The sequence below is a fragment of the Echinicola marina genome, assembly GCF_020463795.1.
In the GTDB taxonomy this organism is placed as follows: Bacteria; Bacteroidota; Bacteroidia; order Cytophagales; family Cyclobacteriaceae; genus Echinicola; species Echinicola marina.
In genome coordinates, this window is sequence record NZ_CP080025.1 from 5,539,139 (window position 1) to 5,558,758 (window position 19,620).

A 19,620-nucleotide genomic window follows, 5' to 3' on the forward strand; every position below is an offset into this window, starting at 1 on the left:
ATACACAATCATCTTTATGACTTGCGATTAGCATGATATTAATTATCCTAACATTACCCACTCTTATTCACTCATATCATCAAAATTTCTATTGCTTACTTCCCGAAATTCTTCCAAGGATTTATCATCACCATATTTCTCCATCAATTTTTTAAGATCCTCCTTTAATTTAACCACTATATCAGCATATTCTTGATTATCGATAATATTATTGAGTTGTTCTGGATCTTTCTTATTATCATATAACTCCCATTCATCAATATCATAATAGAAATGCGCCAGGGTATAACGATCTGTTCTTATACCATAATGAGGCTGTACATGGTGCCACATAGGAAACTCATAATAATGATAGTAGAGGGCATTTCTCCACTTCTCAGGTTGTTCGCCCTTCAATATGGATGCAAAACTTTCTCCATGGGTCCTATGATCTGTTTCTATACCAGCGATATCTAGTAGTGTAGGTGCTAAATCAATATTACCAATAATAGCATCACTTTCTGATCCAGCCCTTACTTTATTGGGATATCGAACTATAAAAGGCATTCGAAGTGATTCCTCATAGATAAACCGCTTATCAAAAAATCCATGGTCTCCAAGATAGAATCCCTGATCTGAAGTCAAAACGATCATTGTATTGTCGGTTAATCCATTTTCATCAAGATAATCCAAAACCCTTCCCACATTGTCATCTACAGATTTTACTGTAGCTAGATAGTCTTTTATAAAACTTTGGTATCTCCACTTTTTGGTCTCTTCTCTACTCATTCCTTCAGGCGTGTTAATAAAAAGATGTTCCATTTCCATTTCAGTATCACCTGCAGTTTTTTCCCTTCCTTTGTAATTATCGTTAAAGGTTGATGGATAGGGCATATCACGATCTTTCCATAGATCTGAATAAATGCTATCTCTTACCCAAGAGCGGTGTGGAGCTTTAAATTGCAACAACATCAAAAATGGTTTTTTGGACTTTTCAGTATTCTTAAGCCAATTTAGAGCAAAATCTGTGGTTATATTGGTGGCATACCCCTCCCTTTTAACTTTTTTGCCATTTTCATTATAAACAGGATCCCAATAAACTCCCTGTTGCCCTCCAATCTGATGATCATGATATTTATAGGTATCAAAACCTTTTGGCTCACTATTTAGATGCCATTTTCCAAAAAGGCTGGTGGCATATCCAGCTTCTTGAAATTCCTGCGGAAAAGTCCATTGGCTAGCATCAAACTCACCTCCTTCCCAGTTTTTATAATAGCCGTTGCGATGGCTATAATCTCCTGTTAGAATTGCAGCCCTGCTTGGACCGCAAATAGCATTTGTACATAATACATCATGAAACAACATTCCTTCCGTGGCTAGTCTGTCCATATTTGGTGTATCGGCAATGTCTTTAAACCGATTATTATAAGCAGTAATCGCCTGTGTCGTTAAATCATCGGCCATTATATAAATGATATTGGGACGATCATTTATCTGTCCTTCTTTATTACTTACTTTTTCCACATTCCCACAGGATTCAAAAAAAAGCCCCAAAAGGGAAAATAAAAAGAGTTTTAATAACAAAATCCTTCTTGTAAATGTATTTCTCATCTCATTTAGTTCTTAATCTAATGCTAGTATTTTGCACGTTATATTTCTTGAAAATTCAATCCTCTGACTAAATTTCCCTCATGATCTATTTTATAGACTTCTTACAGCCCATTCGACACTTCGCCTATATTCAACTAAAATTTGGCTTGAGAATGGCTGGAAACTATTTCCAACTCACGAAGCGAAAAGGCATAGGCTCCTATAGCAACTGCCTCATTTGTACTTAACCTCGAAAGACCTATAGGAATCTTCTTCTCTGGACGGTAAAGCACTTTTTCACCCTGGCTAAATGGCACCTCTATTTCATAAACTTTATCCGTAATAAATTCCTGCCAAGACGCTTTGTCATCCACATTATAAACAGTGGAAACAATTCTGGGTACTTTTATACCTTGATCCATTTCTATCACCCCATTTAAATGTTCTATCACTTTAGGTAAAATCAAAGAAGATGCCCCAGCTATTCCTCCTCCTATCACCACTGGCGTATCAATCAAAGTCATCACATGCGCCAATGACTCCCCAATAACAGTAGCCATATTTTCAAATGCCTGATAAGCTATTTCCTGCTCACCTGGTATTTTCCCTATCGCAATATCATAGATCTCCCTAGGACTTAACACCCGTTTATCTTTGGTCTTCGCTTTATAGTATTTTTCTATTGCCCTAATGCTCACAGACTCTTCCGCTATCAAGTTTTGGTTGAGCAGATTTCTGGTCAACCATATTTCTCCTGATGCAGAATTATCCCCTCTACAAAGCTGACCATTCATCACCAACCCTCCACCAAACCCTGTCCCCAATGTGACCCCAAACAGGTTATTATATTTTCGGTCAATTCCTAAAGCACTTAGTTTCTGGTTGATTTCAGGTAGAAAACCACCCATAGCCTCTCCATAAGTAAATAGATCTCCATCATTATTGATAAAAACAGGAAGACCAAACACTCTTTTGAGCATACTCCCCAAGGCCACCCCTCCCCTAAAGGCCTGGAAATTAGGTGGATCACCAATGATACCGTTTTTATAGTCCGCAGGACCAGGAAAGGCCATACTAATCGCCACAGGAGCATCAGGCAACATTTCCCTAATTTCCTTAAACACCTCGCAAATAGTCCTAAGGCATTTATCCAATTCCCCGGCATGGGAAGGTCTCTTTATTGGGCTTATTATTTCATTTCCTGCCTGATACGCTGAAAAAACAAAGGTGGTTCCTCCTGCGTCCAAGGTCATGACCACCCTTTCATCACTATAAATATTCATTTTTGTTTTTAAATGGTATGGTTATATTTTCTGATAAAAAAGTCAAAGCCAAAACAAGCGATACCTTACTATATCTGGGCACACAAACAGATTGGTTTTCAAGGGAACGGGGATCGGCATGAACAGCTTCCCCCCATTACTTAACAATCCTCTTATTTACTTTTCTTCATTTGTCCTGTTACCTACAGACTTATTGACGAACTTCAGTGGTAAATGAAGAAGGTTCTTCCAATTCAGAAAGTGAAAATGGCCTATCTTCTTCGGCTACAGCACGCGTTTTATTAGGAATATTATCCATCACAAAGGAAAGTTTTCCTCCATTGATAATCTGGGAATAGGTAATATAATTTTTAGTAAAATCCCGACCATTCAATGTCGCTGATTGGATATAAACATTGTCCGCATTATTGTTCTTGGCCTCCACCACGAATTCCTTTCCATCTTCCAAAGTAAGGGTAACTTTTTCAAACAAAGGACTTCCAATCACATACTGATCAGTCCCTGGACAAACGCTATAAAAACCCATTGCACTCAGTACATACCAAGAAGACATGCCACCCTGATCCTCATCTCCAGGAAAACCTTGTGGAGTGGGATGATAAAGTTCACTCATAATCTTTCTTACCCTATGCTGGGTTTTCCATGGCTGTCCTATATAGTTGTATAAATAAGCTACATGCTGTACAGGCTGATTACCATGCGCATATTGCCCCATATTGGCCAATTCCATTTCCCGCATTTCGTGGATCACTTGCCCATAATGCCCCACATCATAGACTGATGGCATTGAAAAGAAAGTATCCAATTTTTTGGTAAACGGCTCCACTCCTCCCATCAAATTCACCAGTCCATTAATATCATGAAAAACCGACCAAGTATATTGCCAGGCATTGGCTTCTGTAAAAGGATCTCCCCATGAAATAGGGTTGAAGTCTTCTCCCAAAGCCCATTCCCCATTCCTTTTTTTGCCACGCATAAACCCGGATTCTGGGTCATAAATGTTCTTATAATTGTACATCTGACGACCAAATATTCGCGCATAATATTCATTACCTATGGATTTGGCAATTTGATAACCACAGAAGTCATCATAGCTGTATTCTAGGGTTTTTGCGGCACTTTCCCCAACTACCTTATATGGAATATAGCCCAGCTCAAACCAGTCCTTATGAGCTTCCCTTCCATTGGAACCTCCCCAAGGTCCTTTATTGGTGATTTCATGGAAATAGGCTTCCAAGGCCTCTGTTGCATCAAATCCGCCCACTCCCTTTACATGTGCATCCGCCAAAAGAGAAATGGCATGATTACCGATCATGATACCGGAAGTTCCGGGACAAGACCATGTCGGCAAGAACCCGCTTTGCTCCTGTGCGTCCAAAAGAGACTGCATATACCTTGCCTGCATAGTAGGGTGCAATATATTGCTCAAGGGAAACTGCGCCCTAAAAGTATCCCAAAACCCATTGTCTGTATACATATATCCTTCGTGGATTTTACCATCGTATGGACTGAAATAATAAGGGTCTCCCGCTTCGTTGATTTCAAAGAACCGGTGTGAAAACAAGTTGGCCCTAAAGAGGCAGGCATAAAATGTGGCTCGGTCTTTTTCACTTCCTCCCTCCACTAGCACACGGCCCATTAATTCATTCCATTTATCCTTTGCTTCTTTTTTGGTTTGCTCCAGGTGCTTATGTCCTTCCAATTCCTGCTGCATCGTCAAATTCGCTTGTGCTGGACTTATATAAGAAGAAGCAATTTTCACCTGCACCACCGTACCTGGTTTGAACTGAATATAAGCTCCTTTACCATCACCTTCGGCTTCCTTCTCCCCCTTTTGAACACTGTTTTCTTTGTTTTCCCAAGTACCATATGACACAAATGGCTGATCAAACTGCAATTCAAAATATGCCCTGAAATTATCCGGCACCAATAGTCCATTATTCACCCATCCAGTGATTTTTCTGGCCTTAGGGTCAATTTTAACCGAACTTTGTTCAGTATATCCATCAAATACCAAGAATGCTTCTTCCCCTTTTGGAAAAGAAAAACGCATGTGCCCTCCTCGGGTGACAGGAGAGATTTCTGCCTGAATGCCATTGTCCAGTTCCACACTGTAATAATGGGGATGAGCCGTTTCATTTTCATGTTTAAAGGCCGTGGCACGTTCATTTTCATTTACAACCAATTCTCCGATAACGGGCATCAAAGAAAAAGTAGCATAATCATTTACCCAAGGACTACACTGATGAACTTGCTGGAAGCCTCGTATGGTTTCCGCTTTATATTGATATTTCCATCCATCTCCATTTTTACCTGTTTGTGCAGAAAAAGAATGAACCGGAAAAGGCATAGCAACTGTAGGATAAGTATTTCCATAACTCAAAGACCACTCTGAATCGGTCCCCTGCCTAGTATCAACCAAGCTCACCAAATCAGGTGTCTTTTTTGGAGCCGTGAAGGCACTGCTCAGGATTACAAAGCAGGCCATCAGGCTCAATTGAATAGGTTTGATGTTCACAGATTTATTGTTTTTTTGTGATGATGATAATAATTAGAAAGTTATTTGTAAGCCAAGGTTCAACACCTTCTGGTTCAAGTAGGCATCCCCTGCGGTATTGGTACTAATCTCTGGATCTTGCTGGTATTTATCGTAGCTCGTCCAAGTAAACAAATTATAAGCGTTCAGGTAAACCCTGGTTTTATTGATACCCCATGGCAATTTGCTACTTGGAAGTTCATAGCCGATATCAATGGTTTTTAAGCGGACATACCAAGCATCAATCAACCAAAAATCAGATGGATAAGCAGCGCTACTGTTCACGGTAGTTGGATTGGTTGTTAACCTTGGAAAAGTGGCAGTATCAGCGGTCTCAGGTGTCCATCTTTCCAAATGAACTGGCTGGAATTGGCTTTTGAAAGACTCTATCCCTGTTCCCACTACACTGAAGCTATATCCGAATGAGCCCTGAAACAGGAAGCTTGCACTGAAGCCCTTATAGAAGAAATTTGTGGACCATCCCAAGGTGGTATTTGGGAGATTAGGCATACCAATAGGACTCTGGTCAATATTATCCAAAACACCATCTCCATTAAGGTCCTTGTATTTTAGATCACCGGCTTGGACGGGCACATCGTTTTGGGGAACGGCCACATTATTCTCTGGATCAGTATCATTTAATGTCGCGATATCCTCATCTGTATAGAATCCTTCAAAGGTATATCCAAAAGGCTGTCCTATAGATTCCCCTGTTTCTGCTAACCAAGGATAAGACTGCTGGGCTTCTGCCTTATAAAGAATTTTGTTTTTCGCATAGGAGAACACAAAATTGGTACTGATCTCCAACCCCTTCCGGTTATAAAAACGATAGCCCACCTGACCGTCAAAACCCTGATTTTGGGTCTCTGCCACATTGGTTGGGGCTACGCCTACCCCTAACATTAATGGGATATCTTCCCTGGTCACCAATTGGTCAAAGCGGTAATCATAGAAATAATCAACGGTAAAGGTCAACCGGCTATTGAACAAATCTCCGTCTACACCTATATCAAATTTCCTTGATTTTTCCCAAGTCACATTTGGATTACCCAAGTCCCCTTCAAAAATCGTAGGATAACCAATGCCCGCTGTTTCTCCTAGGATATATCCGCCTCCATTATAATAAACCTGTCTATAAAGATACCGGTCTCCAGAGGTCCTATCGGACCCTACCAAACCGTAGGACATCCTCAATTTTAATAGATCTACTTTAGGGAATTTCTCCTTAAAAAAGGGTTCTTGGGAAATACTGTAGCCTAATCCCAACGCAGGAAAGAAACCATAGCGTTTTCCTGTCTCAAACCGGTCTGTACCATTATAGCCAAGGTTAAAATCGATCAAATATTTATCCTTATAGGTATAGGCAGTCTTGGCCGTAAACCCTTGGAAATTGTTTGGTACTGCCGCCCAGGACACTGCTGTACTACTCTGACGGTTAAACAACAAGGTACCGGCAACATGATGGTCTTCATCAAAGGTATTATTATAGTTCAGGAAGGCTTGCAGATTGACATTTTTAGAACTGTAATTCTGATTGCCCAATACGGCATAAGTTCCATAAGCATAGTTTCCTCTTGGATCAATAGAATAGCTATCCGATTCAGGATCATAATGATAAGTCGGATATGAACTTCTAAAAACCTGGCGGTTATTTTCCTCTATACTGGAATAAGCTATTCTACCCTCAGCACTTAAACCTTTGGTGATAAAGCCCAAGTCTTGATCAAAGCCAAACAAAAAGTTCATATCGGTTCTTCTAGTCCTTGAATACCCTCCATTAGCTATTCTGGCATTGATCGTAGGCAGTTTTTCATCAGTATCATAAGCATAGGTATAAGAACCATCCGGATTCAATGGAGGAGCCGAATAAGGTCTGATTTTTGCAAAGTTGTAAATTTCGGAAACCACATTCTGCCCCCGCGGTTCATTGATATTCATAAACCTGGTGGTCACATCAAGTCTTAAACTGGTGGTTTTGGAAATATCAAAATCCAAATTGGTCCTATAGTTGAACCTGCGGTAAAAATAATTATTGTTCACCTCATTGTTTGGATCAGAGAAGTCCCTCACCAATCCATTTTGGGTAAATGCCCCTCCATTGACGAAGTATCTAAGTTTATCATCACCACCTGAAATATCCAAATTGGCATTCCTCTGGGAAGCAAACTGCTTAAACACCACATCATACCAGTTGACATCCGGATGACCATAAGGGTCAGTTCCATTTTTGAAGGCTTCCAAGTCCTGCTCATTGAAAGGCTCATTGAGACCATCATTTCTATAGGCTTCATTTACCAAAGTGGCTGTATTATAAGCATCCAGAAAAGATGGTTTTCTAACAGGGGTCTGGAAACCTTGTTCCACCCGAAGGTTGATTTTGGGTGCACCTTTTTCTCCTCTTCTGGTTTTTACTACTAGCACGCCGTTGGCCCCCTTGATACCATAGATTGCAGTTGTAGAAGCATCCTTCAAAATCGAAATACTCTCAATTTCATTGACATTGATCTGAGAAAGTTGATCATAGGAATACTGTACATCATCCACAATGATCAAAGGTTCATTTCCCGCAGGATTCAGAGAACTTACCCCACGGATAAAGAAATCGGAAGCATCCCTACCAGGCTGTCCTGAGCGCTGTTGACTAAAAAAACCGGGCATCCTACCTTGTAAGGTGTTTTGTACACTTGGAGTTGGAATGGTCCTAATATCAGCTCCTTTTACCGAACTTACCGCTCCGGTCAGGGTAATCCGCTTGGCCTCACCAAAACCTACCACCACCACTTCATCTAAGGCTGTTTCATCCATCTTCATCACCACATCCAGTTTGCTCCTATTGCCTACCTCAAATTCCTGAGGTATAAACCCCACAAAGGAAAATACCACCACATCTCCAGGAGTTACATTTATCTGGTAAGTACCATCGATATCCGTAGTGGTGCCGTGTGGATTATCTCCTTTGACCACGACGGTAGCTCCCGGAAGGGTCTCCCCATCTGAAGAGCTAACGATTCCGCGCAATATGCTATTTTGGGCCATGGCAGTGGATATCAGTCCACATACCAAAAACAGGCTTAGTTGTATCATCTTTTTCATCATCACTTGATTTAAAGTCATGTTAAAATGTCCTACCTGGATTATTACCACCCCGGATTTTGGACCATGTTTTTATTGTTCAAAATCTCCGAATAGGGAATAGGATAAAAATATCTTCTCTCCTCAAAATCCAGTTCCAACAAATCCACTTCATTCACATTAAAGCCTGTGGGCGTCTTTACCAACACCAGCCCCCTTACAGGGTTTTCCGGACTATAGACTTCTGATGCTTTTTTCCATCTTCTTAGATCCCAATAGCGGTGTTCTTCAAAGGCAAATTCTATCCGCTTTTCATTTTGGATTACTTCCCGCATTGCTTCTTTGGTCAGTCCTTGTTGCAAGCCAAACCTTCCATCACTTCCCGGGTCTATTCCGGCCCTTTCCCTAATGGAAAAAATAACGTCTTCTACCTCTGAAGTAGGTCCTGAGACTTCATTTTGGGCCTCTGCAAAGCTCATCAAAACCTCTGCATACCTCAATTCGATCCAATTGTGCCGTACATTTGCATAAGCATCCTGGTTTTCGAAATTGCCCATAAACTTCCTCATATAGTAGCTCGTCTTGGTTTTTTGACTGGCGCCTTTAGGATTGTCTTTTCCTCCCTCAAAAGTTTCTATCTCCTTGTTTAGCCATGTGGCGGTATTATGAAGTACAGTAGCCTTGAGCCTCGGATCGCGGTTTTCATAAGGTCTAAAAGGCAGATAACTATAGGCAGAAGTTGGGTCATCTATGGTCTTTCCGTCTTTCATCAAGAAAGCATCCACTAGATTTTGGCTGGGACTGGTCCTTCCTTGTCCAAGATTGTTTCCTGAATACCCTACTGGCCCATTTGTGGCTTCTATATTAGTATTGTTTCCTCCTTGTCTAAAAAAGATAATTTCTGGATTACCATCAGTTATAAAAACATCCTTAAAGCTTGAATTCAACGAGAAGTTATGCCCATAGTTATCCATAAAATACCTAGCGGCATCTGCTGCCCTCTGCCAGCGCTGTTCATCATATTGTGCATATCCCAGTAATGCTTTCTCTTCAGCTGATTGTCCTATATTCCCACCATTGAACAATGGGCTTGCCGCATATAACAAAACCCTCACCCGCAACGCCATAGCTGCTTCTGCTGTCACTACATGGGCCTCACTGGTAAGATCGGCCAGTGGATAGGTTCTCAGACCATCTTCAATATCCTCCAACTCGCTTATGATGTACTCCAAACATTCCTCGAAGGAATTCCTAGGCAGTTCTAGATCATCATCCAGGCCCAAGATGGTATCTCCCATTAAAGGCATTCCTCCAAAGCGCTTAAGCAGTTCAAAATAATGATATGCCCTGATAAACCGTGCTTCATTTTTCCAGGCCAAATTGAGCGGCATTCCATCCCCAAAAGTATCTTTCAAAGGCACCTTATCGATGTTTGCAATAAATATATTGGCCATTCTTATCGCTTGATAATTGACAGCCAGGTTCATCACAGACCCAATCATATTGGTTTGGGTATACCTGCCCATCGCCAATCGATCCACATCGGATTCATTGATGGTGGAAGAAATCGCATCATCAGTAGCGGCATCCAGATAATCCCCACCGATCCTATTGTGCCGGTTATACATCGTACTGTATATGGCCGCCAAATTTTGTCTCGCCTGTACTCCCAGGGAATCAGTGGTCGAGAAAACAAAGTCTTCTGTAAACTGCTCTACCGGAATGGCTTCAAAATCCTCCTCACAAGAAGCAAAGGCCAGTAACGCTGTACTTAGGCAAAACACCTTTAATCCATTAGATAAACTATTTATATATGATCTTTTCATCATTCGCTTGGTCTAGGGTTTAATGTTAAAGTTTGATATTGAGACCGCCGCTGATCACACGCGTGTTGGGGTAACTGGTAAAATTGGTTACCTCAGGATCTACCCAACTGTAATGACTGAAAGTAAACAGGTTGGTGGCATTGGCGAAGATTCTCACTTGGGCATTGGCTATTTTTCTTGAAAGTGTTGGAGGCAAAGTATAGCCTATACTTACATTCTTCACCCTGACATAATCTCCATCCTTGATCATATGGCTGCCTGTGGCAAAACCGGGGCTGATATTATAAAGATTACCTCCTGCAGTCAAGCGGGGATGGGTAGCGATGTCCTTATTTTCCGGTGTCCACCTTCCCAAAACAGGTTGATAAGCCTGCCCGTATTGCTGTCCATACACTTGGAATCCAGCTTGCATCACATCATTGTTGATATTTATATCACGGTTATATGCCCCCTGAAGCAACACACTAAAGTCCAATCCTTTTACATTAAAACCGGCCGTTAATCCAAAAAATGAATAGGGTTTCAAACCTGCTATGGCCGTATGGTCAAACTCATTGATCAAACCATCTCCATTGAGGTCTTTGTATTTCATGTCTCCTGGTTTTACCTCATAGCCTTCAAACAGGGCATAATTTTCTATCTCTTCTACAGAGGTAAAATAGCCATCTGCAACATATCCAAAGGTAGTACCTACTGGTTTCCCTGTCCTTCTGCGATATGCTTCCTCTATATCCTGCTCATCCATATAAAGCACCTCTGAGCGGTTTTGGGTCCAATTGCCCGTTAGGAAATAATTGAAACTACCAATATTATTCTGATAAGTAAGTGCCAGTTCCACCCCTGTTCGTAGTTGTTCTCCTATATTTTCTACAGGAAACTCAAAACCACCAAAAGCAATGGTTTTTCCTCTTACCTGAAGCATATCGAAATAAATATCACGGTAATAGTCACCACTAAAGCTTAAGCGATTATTCCACATGGAGAGGTCAATTCCGATATTTAGCTTATTAGCCTTTTCCCAAGTTAAATTGGGGTTGGCCATAGGATTGTTTTGGATCGTTGCGATCTGATTAAATTCAGAATAACCTTGCAAATAGGTATAGTCTGTCACACTGTTTCGGTAAGACTGGCGCCAATTATAATAACCCGCATTGTCAATACCGTTACCTGTCTTTCCATAGATCCCCCTGATTTTCAATTGTTCTAACCAGTCAGCATTGAGCAAGAAATCTTCCTTGGCAATATCCCAGCCCAATCCGAAGGCATAAAATCCACCTCCCTGCATTCCAGGACGATATCCATTGTACTTACTGTACACAATGGCCGCTTCTGCCATGTACTTCTTGGCAAAATCGTATTTGGCCTTGAAGGCGCCATTGAAAGGCCTTCTTGGTAGATCATAGTTGATTGTTTCTACTTTTTTGTCCGCAAATAGGGTCCCTGTCACATGATGCTTTCCAAATGAACGGTCATAGGTCAAATCCAACTGACCATACCAGCTATTATAGGTGGAAACAGGGGTATAACTATTGGACTGGGCTTGGTTACTTCCATAGGTCGTATAGGTTCCTTCTTCTAAAGAAGCACCTTCCTCCAGCAAAAACTGGTATACTATGCTCCGCTTATTCCTAACAATAGCGGATTGAGCCTGGGTAGAAACATTGGAAGTCGCACTCATGCTTAAACCCTCTATGAACTTATTAAAATCGTAATCCAGCTTGATGTTCACCATGGCATCCTTGCTATAGTTGGCGATATAACCGGAGTTCACCGTTTGTGCCATCAGGTTATTGGTGAACGAGGTATTCCCTCCATATGAGCCATTGGGATTATAAACAGGATAAGCATTGTTTGGCGTTCTGAAGATGTCGTTTAAGATATTAAAAGCACCAGCTCCAGGTTGATTCCCATCTTCAATTCTACCAAAAATGGTGGCATTTACGGTAAAATCTTCAGTAACATCCACATCTACGCTAGAAGTAATCAAATACCTATCATATCCCAAGTTGGTATTATAGGAATTGGCATCAGATGTAATGAAATGTCCTTGTTGGTTCATATAACTAAGTCCCACATAATACCTAGCTGCTCCTCCGGCACCATTTACATTAAGGTTATAAGAGGAAATAGGCGCATCCCTTTTCAATACCTCATCATACCAGTTGACATCCGGATGAGTATAAGGAGAGCTGCCATTGAGGTATTTTTGAAAATCGGAAGAAGTATAGGCTGGTAATTTACCATCATACTGCAAGGCCTCATTAAGCATATAAGCATATTGGTAAGCAGACAATGGCTTGGGAACATTCATTAAGCGCTGCATACCTCCCTGCCCTGTAAAAGAGAGTCTAAACTGATCATCTTTTGGCTTTTTGGTTTCTATCAGCAAAACCCCCCTACTGCTTCGCATCCCCATCAAAATGGAAGAAAGGGCATCCTTTTGGAGGGTAACGGATTCCACATTTTCTGGATCGATCGAAAACAAATCCCTTTGGATACCATCGATTACTGTCACAGGGCCTTGCCCTCTGGCACTGAACCAAAATTGCTTGTTATCGCTTGGGGTACCTCTACCGTTAACAGGGATATTTCCGATAATATCCGCATTACTATTACCACTAGTGCTAGGATTAGCCATCCCAGAATGCTGTGACACATCCAAGCCTGCTATCCGTCCTGGCAATGCATGTAAAATCGTATTGCCCAAAGTAGTGCTGAGTTGATCGGTATAAACGGCCGAAGATGCCCCTAAATAAACTTCAGGATCAGCATCACCATATAGGGTCTCCATCCTTTTGGGAGATTTGACAAAACGTTCCATTAGATAAACAGCACTCACATCTCCTTCCCGGGATTCAGGTCCGATTTTTTTGCGGATCACATAAAAGCCCTCGTGATGGAAGCTAAATACGCCATCCAACTCTTTATCTAAATAGATGATGCCCTCTTCATTACTAGAGGCGATAAAATTTCCGGCACCATCTTTCATTTCCACCCCACTCACGGGATTACCATAATCATCCATAATGATCACACTAGGACCAAGCACCGTCGTACCTAGGTCTTTTTCTTCTTGCGCAAGCATGATGTGGGGCAAAAGCACACCAAGCACCATGATGATGATCGCCCGCCTTATATATCTTAAATGACAATCTGTATTCATTTTCAAAATCATTTGGTCATTAGAGGTTTATTTATTCGCACTTGAACGTGTATACAAATGGACTTGACGGAACGCCATCTTCCTCCTCCTGCAACTCAACAGATCCATCTGCATTGGTAAAAGTGTACTCCATCCTAAGGATATTTTCATCCTCTGGCACTCCATAGAAGCCTGCTGGCCAAAAGGTCAGGCTATAGGTTCTTCCAAAGGTGGATTCTTTCATCATCTTTGTTTTGGAAGTAGCATCGCACACTGTATAGACATTGCCTTTATCAGTAATAACTTTGGAACACAAATAGATATCTTCATAAGGATCCAATGGATTATCACCAATGTCCCCTTGATACCTCAAGGTCACGATATCATCCTTGCTCGCGGTAAGCGGTTGGGCAGAATTAAAATGCAATTCACAAAAATCAGTCACATCACCTTCTCCATCAGTCACAGAAATACAATCCGTAAACTGCACTTTAAAATGATCCGTATTTTGTCCCAAACCGTCATTGGTGTGGTTGACAAAGAATCCCAATTTCACCTTCAGGTTATCAGGTCCAATTTTTGTTTTTATAGCAATATCTGCAGTGATATCTTCCCCATTGGCCACATTATAGACCCTATCTGACCAGTAGGCAACCCACTCCATATCATCTAACACATTCGGTCCAAAACCATATTTGGCCTTAATGCCTTGTGACCAAGTCACCCCTCCACCATTCTTGGGCAGACTTTCCGTGGGGATCAGTGACATGTTCATTTGCCCTTCATCGATGCTGCTGGTATAAGTAACTGTAGTATTTTCTGCAGCTCTCCAGCTTTTGGGCACCAAATATCCAATCACCAGCCTTACATTGTCACTGTTTTCGGCAGCATCCACCCTTACTTTCATATGGAAGGTGGCCTCTTCATTTGCCACCACCGTGTCCGGATATTCAATACCATCCAAAAAAAGACACATGGTCAGCAAAAAAGCCACAACGGCTATCAGCACATTGGTATAAATCCACTTTTTATTGATCATTCTTAAATACTTCATTCTTTCACACGTTCAAGTACATACTCATAAGCATTATTGGAACAGCCTGGGCTAAAAATCAATCGTATCTCACGATCCCCATTGGCAATAGGAAAGTCAAATTCGGTATTGAGTGCTTCCCCACCAGTAGGAGTCATGCTGATATAAAATGGATATTGGGGATCATCCAAATGCCACTCGCCGGTGTTTCTCACCAAAAAAGGCAGGTAGTTACTGACTTGGTAAGTATGGTCCTCAGAAAAAGTAATCCTGAACTGGGTAAAATCCATCATCTCAGTAATGTCAAGTTCATTCCGGAAGGCCTTTTTTATTTGCCATTCCCCACTGATATCCTTGACACTCTCCTGAATGGTCTCCTCTTGATTTTCACCGATCAGCTCCATACAGGAGCTAAAGATCAAGCTAAGTACGGCACATAACAGCCCGCACTTAAGTATTCTTAGTGTATCCTTCATTTCGGGTAAATTGTTGATAAATGATTAATAGTAGGGGTTCTGAACTAATTCAGGAGATTTTGCCACCTCATCATAGGGTAAAGGCCAAAAATAGGCTGCCTTTCTGAACACATGCTTCCTGACATCAAAGCGATTATAGGTCACATTGCTACCATTGCGCTGAACTTCCATACCTGTTTTGGTTTGATTTCCCACTTCCTCAGCAATCATCCATCTCCTCACATCCCAGAAGCGATGTCCTTCAAGGGCCAGCTCAACCCTCCTTTCATTTCGGATCACTCCCCTCATTTCTTCTTTGGTCAATCCGGAGGGCAAAGCATACGGATCCAGTCCAGCACGCATGCGAATAGCCTCCAAAGCACTATAGACCTCTTCATCTGGTCCCAAATCCTCATTTCTCGCTTCGGCAAAGTTTAAAAGTACTTCTGCATATCTTAATAATGGTCTCGATTGCGGAACCCCAATCCACCAATTTGCCGCAGTAGCTTTGTGCAAAAACTTCTTTCCGTAGTACCCGGTTGGTGTACCGGTAAATACAGCATCCTGCCCCTGCAGCTCTCCGTTAAAGTTACCTGTATAAATATCCACAGGGACATCTGGTGTTCCTGCATTTCTTAATGGCGTCTGATCGTATACAATTGAATTGTAAAAACGTGGATCACGACCCTCATAAGGATTATCAGGGTCGTAGCCTGAAGATGGATCTGTAATGGGTTTTCCATTGCTCATACCAAAAGCATCCACCAATTCTTGATAAGGAAAGCCTCCTCCTCCTCCTCCTCGAGATGGTGGATTGAACAGCTGTTCTCTATAATTCCCATGACCTTGCTTAATTTCAAAAAGCGTCCCTTTATAAGCTCCTTCTGAGGCAAAATCACTGGCCAAAAACAGCTTATAAAAACCAAATCCTGGCGCTGTACCATTGTCTACAAACAGATCAAACTCTTGAACAGCGATCACTGCCCTGGCCGCTTCCCAAGCCAAGCGCCACCTTGCTGGATCCTGATCCGTATATCCAACCAATTCCACCTTGTCATCGCCAAAACCACTTCCATTAAACAATGGACTGGCCGCATATAAAAGCACCCTGGCCTTTAAAGCCATACAAGAACCTGCTCCTGCCCTACCGTGATTTCGACCAAATGGACGGTTAGGCAAATCCAGTGCTGCAGCATCACATTCAGCAACGATATATTCCACACACTCCGCATAGGTATTTCTTTGGGCAACGATTTCCTCAGGAGACTGAAACACTACATCTCCAATTAATGGCACTCCTCCATAATGCTTTAGGAGAATAGAATAATACCAAGCCCGCAAAAATCGCGCTTCGGCTTTGAGACGGGTCTTTAGACTTTCGTCCAGCGGTGCCTCAGGCAAGTGCGCCAAGAACTGGTTCACCTTTCTAATATTAGAGTAGCCTACCCGCCATGGAGTATCATCAATAATTAAGGGATTTACAGTTCCTGTAATAAACTGGATATCTGTCGTTATTGAAGACAAAATACGAGGCTCCGCCTCATCAGTAGCGGTCTGCAGCCCCCCACTCCGAGTCCCGCCTGCACCAAAACGCCCGGGATCCTCCGAAAATCCAACACCAGTATAAATATCCATGAGAAATGACATGGTAAATGTACTGTCTGAAAAAACGGTTTGCTCATCCAGATTTGTTGTTTGTGTCTCATCCAAAAAGCTTTGTTGGCAGGACAAAATACCAAAACACAAACAACAAACCCCAAGTAAGATTAGGTAATTGTTTTTCATAGGGTTCATTGTTAACTAATTCGTTTTAGCAAATCTAAATATGTTTAATGAAAAATACCATAGACTCCTATATTTATTTTGATTTTTACATTAATGACAGTTATTAAACTGTTTTATTACCACATTAAAAAAATTTAATTTCATATTTTTTATTTATTATAAAAAACGATGATCTTTTTAAACAATAACCATTCACCCCTGCAAATATTATTTCACGAACCAAATTCATAGAATATGACAGCAAAATCATCATTTTTATAAAAATGGTCCAACAAACTAAAAGTGATTCATTAAAAAACAAAGCTATTATCAGTTAATAAAACGGATGACATTAATAAAATATCAAAATATTAATCATAAAATTACAATATTATCAATAGAATAAACTGATTACATCAATAAAACTCATCAATACATTTACCAGCATATTAATAAGTTATTCGTTTTAGCTATTCACAGAAACATTGACCAGAACAACATGACAAAAAATTAAAATTATACCTTATATTACATCCTTAAATTCGTCCAAACACTGGAAATTCATCAAACAATTTACCCTCCAAATGCCCTATCCTATCATTTCTCATATATTTTGGAATCCCAAAACAGAATTGTTCCATTTTCCCAATATAGGATTATCTCTGTACTGGTATGGGCTGCTTTGGGCCATTGGGCTGATATTAAGTAGACAGGTGGGACTGTATATTTTTCTCAGGGACAAACGGTACACAGAGGATTTGCCACGTCTATTTTTCTATATAGTCGTACCAGCTGTCCTAGGAGCACGACTGGGACATTTTTTATTTTATGATATCGATATCTTTCTCACCGATCCTTTAGAAATTATCACCCCTCCCTTTTCAGGCATGGCCAGCCATGGTGGTGTCGCAGGGATCATTATAGGCGTTCTTGCATTCTGCAGGATTCATCACTGGAACTATCTTTGGGTAATTGACAGACTGGCCATTGTGGCTTTAATTCCAGGTGTTACGATCAGACTTGGTAACTTGATCAATTCCGAAATCATTGGTAAACCGGCTGATTTGCCTTGGTCTTTTATCTTTGCCCGAGTTGACTTGGTTCCCAGACATCCTGCGCAACTCTACGAAGCCATTTGCTATTTGATACTCTTTTTTGTCTTTTTCTGGTTATGGAAAAACCATTCCCAAAAATTTGGAAATGGTTTTTTTCTGGGAGGAATCCTGACTTCCCTCTGGATAGCTAGATTGGCAATTGAATTTGTAAAAGAAAACCAAGTCCCTTTCGAAAAACAACTCCCTTTGAACATGGGCCAGCTCTTGAGCGTCCCTTTCATTTTATTGGGACTCGCACTGATTTATTATTCTTTTCGAAAAGGTCCAGATCCTTATCACTCCATTATTTCCAATCAGGTTCCTGCCAATTATCTGTCCTAAATGGCACTGCAGGAATGCCTGCTTTATTTTCTAAATTAGTCACGGGGTAATTGGTGAATGCATAGCGCACTGCAACTGGTTTTTTCACCTCTTTGGAACTCAGGACAACTTGATTTCCTTCTATTACCGCTTGAGCAGGATAAAAAACCTGGTCAGCACCTGCCACTTGGAAAAATTTGGGAGGCATCCCATCATTGGTCTGCAAGCCACTCTTTATTGATTCCGTTTTGAAGCTCACCACTGCTTTCCCTTTATCATATTCCACATCCATAAGTTGAGGACCTTGATAATCTACCTGCAATTCCCCATAATACCTGTTCAATGCCGTTCTAGCCAGTCTTTCCCCTATGGGCTTCTTGTTTTTCGGATGCAGGTCCTTTGCTTCCCCCACATCCATAGTCACCACCATTTCTGTATTGCCCAATGCTGTAACCTCTTCTTGAGCTTCCCTAAAAAATGCATAATCTGCCATTTTCGGATCTTCTATATCATAAAAGAACGGAGCCACCTGCACCATATAAAAAGGCAACTCTCCCTGAGAAAAAGCAGCTCTCCAACTCTTGATCATAGATTGGGTCAGCAGCCTGTAGCTTTCCCGCTCGTGCCTGTTGGATTCTCCTTGATACCAACAAAAACCGGAAATGGACAAATTCTTGAAAGGATGGATAATAGCATTATAAAGCAAATAAGGTCTTGTAACCTTTTCAAAACTGAATCCCCCATCAATTTTCTCCTTAGACTTATCTGACTGTAAATAAGGCTGTAAATACACTCCGTTCAAGACAGAATCGGCCTGCAACACCTCTCGAGGAACATAAGCTTGGGCCGCTGAAGCTCCAATCCCCGTAAAAATCACTCCCACAGGAATATCCAAGTCTTCATGCAATTTACTCCCAAAATAATAAGCCACCGCAGAAAACTTACGAACAGCGGAGGAGTCACAGCTTTTCCACTCCCCATTTATGTCATCTATGGGAACATTGCTAAAATTTAATCCAGCATAAAACAACCTCAAATTGGGATGATTGGCCTTTTTGATTTCTTCCTCGGCGTTGACCGCCTCATCCATGCCAAATTGCATATTGGACTGCCCGCTGCAAATCCACACATCCCCGATCAATATATCGTCCAATTGAACGGATGTTTTATTACTGCTGATCCGTAACCAGTGCGAACTAAAATCACCTCTTTTTACCCTCGGTACGGGCAAAATCCCCAAAAACTTACCGAATGAATCAGCGACAACTTCAACGGGGCTGCTTGCCCAGTCTGCTGTAATCCGTACTATGGCTCCTGGTTCAGCATTTCCCCACACCTTCAACAGCTTATTTTGCTGCACGACCATATGGTCTCCCAATGGATCAGCAAAAGACAGCTCCTGGCCTTTAGCCTGCAAAGAGACCAAAAGAAGAAAACAAATAATGATGTATAAATTAAATTGTTTATTCATAGTTCCTGTTATTATGTTGCCCAATATTCCGATCTTTTCCGTTCATCCATCATT

The 19,620-nt window shown here is 41.3% G+C and carries 11 protein-coding genes; 1 reads left to right on the forward strand and 10 read right to left on the reverse strand.

The genetic code is table 11. The annotated features are described in order from the left end of the window. Positions 1 to 63: 63 nt before the first annotated feature. The 9 genes from KZP23_RS22435 to KZP23_RS22475 all read right to left on the reverse strand — a co-directional run bounded on the left by KZP23_RS22435 (position 64) and on the right by KZP23_RS22475 (position 16,701). Positions 64 to 1,590 carry a sulfatase family protein gene (locus KZP23_RS22435; protein WP_226334030.1) on the reverse strand — a complete coding sequence of 509 codons (1,527 nt, stop codon included), beginning with the start codon at positions 1,588 to 1,590 and terminating at the stop codon, positions 64 to 66. 134 nt (positions 1,591 to 1,724) lie between these two features. Then, positions 1,725 to 2,852: an ROK family protein gene (locus KZP23_RS22440; protein ID WP_226334031.1), complete on the reverse strand. Its 1,128-nt coding sequence runs from the start codon at positions 2,850 to 2,852 to the stop codon at positions 1,725 to 1,727. Between the two features lie 190 nt (positions 2,853 to 3,042). After that, positions 3,043 to 5,370: a GH92 family glycosyl hydrolase gene (locus KZP23_RS22445; RefSeq protein ID WP_226334032.1), complete on the reverse strand. Its 2,328-nt coding sequence runs from the start codon at positions 5,368 to 5,370 to the stop codon at positions 3,043 to 3,045. 33 nt (positions 5,371 to 5,403) lie between these two features. After that, positions 5,404 to 8,502 (reverse strand): SusC/RagA family TonB-linked outer membrane protein, encoded by a 3,099-nt coding sequence (locus KZP23_RS22450; protein ID WP_226334033.1) that lies wholly within the window; start codon positions 8,500 to 8,502, stop codon positions 5,404 to 5,406. Positions 8,503 to 8,525: 23 nt separating this feature from the next. Continuing rightward, the gene (locus KZP23_RS22455) at positions 8,526 to 10,289 is read right to left on the reverse strand and encodes a RagB/SusD family nutrient uptake outer membrane protein (RefSeq protein WP_226334034.1); all 1,764 of its coding nucleotides are present in this window, start codon (positions 10,287 to 10,289) and stop codon (positions 8,526 to 8,528) included. A 22-nt stretch (positions 10,290 to 10,311) separates the two neighbouring features. After that, on the reverse strand, positions 10,312 to 13,449 hold the full coding sequence (locus KZP23_RS22460) for a SusC/RagA family TonB-linked outer membrane protein (RefSeq protein ID WP_226334035.1): 3,138 nt from the start codon (positions 13,447 to 13,449) through the stop codon (positions 10,312 to 10,314). A gap of 31 nt (positions 13,450 to 13,480) precedes the next feature. Beyond that, entirely contained in the window at positions 13,481 to 14,482 is a 1,002-nt protein-coding gene (locus tag KZP23_RS22465; protein ID WP_226334036.1) for a DUF4961 domain-containing protein, read from the reverse strand. Next, positions 14,479 to 14,937 carry a DUF5004 domain-containing protein gene (locus KZP23_RS22470; RefSeq protein WP_226334037.1) on the reverse strand — a complete coding sequence of 153 codons (459 nt, stop codon included), beginning with the start codon at positions 14,935 to 14,937 and terminating at the stop codon, positions 14,479 to 14,481. The genes KZP23_RS22465 and KZP23_RS22470 overlap by 4 nt, the downstream gene beginning before the upstream one ends. 24 nt (positions 14,938 to 14,961) lie before the next feature. After that, a complete protein-coding gene (locus KZP23_RS22475) occupies positions 14,962 to 16,701 on the reverse strand; it encodes a RagB/SusD family nutrient uptake outer membrane protein (protein ID WP_226334038.1) in 1,740 nt (579 codons plus the stop codon). A 563-nt stretch (positions 16,702 to 17,264) separates the two neighbouring features. On the opposite strand from KZP23_RS22475, the gene lgt reads away from it, so the two are divergent. Further along, positions 17,265 to 18,116: a prolipoprotein diacylglyceryl transferase gene (gene lgt / locus KZP23_RS22480; protein WP_226334039.1), complete on the forward strand. Its 852-nt coding sequence runs from the start codon at positions 17,265 to 17,267 to the stop codon at positions 18,114 to 18,116. On the opposite strand, the gene KZP23_RS22485 is transcribed toward lgt, so the two are convergent. Then, entirely contained in the window at positions 18,079 to 19,566 is a 1,488-nt protein-coding gene (locus KZP23_RS22485; protein WP_226334040.1) for a sialate O-acetylesterase, read from the reverse strand. The genes lgt and KZP23_RS22485 overlap by 38 nt on opposite strands. Positions 19,567 to 19,620 lie beyond the last annotated feature (54 nt).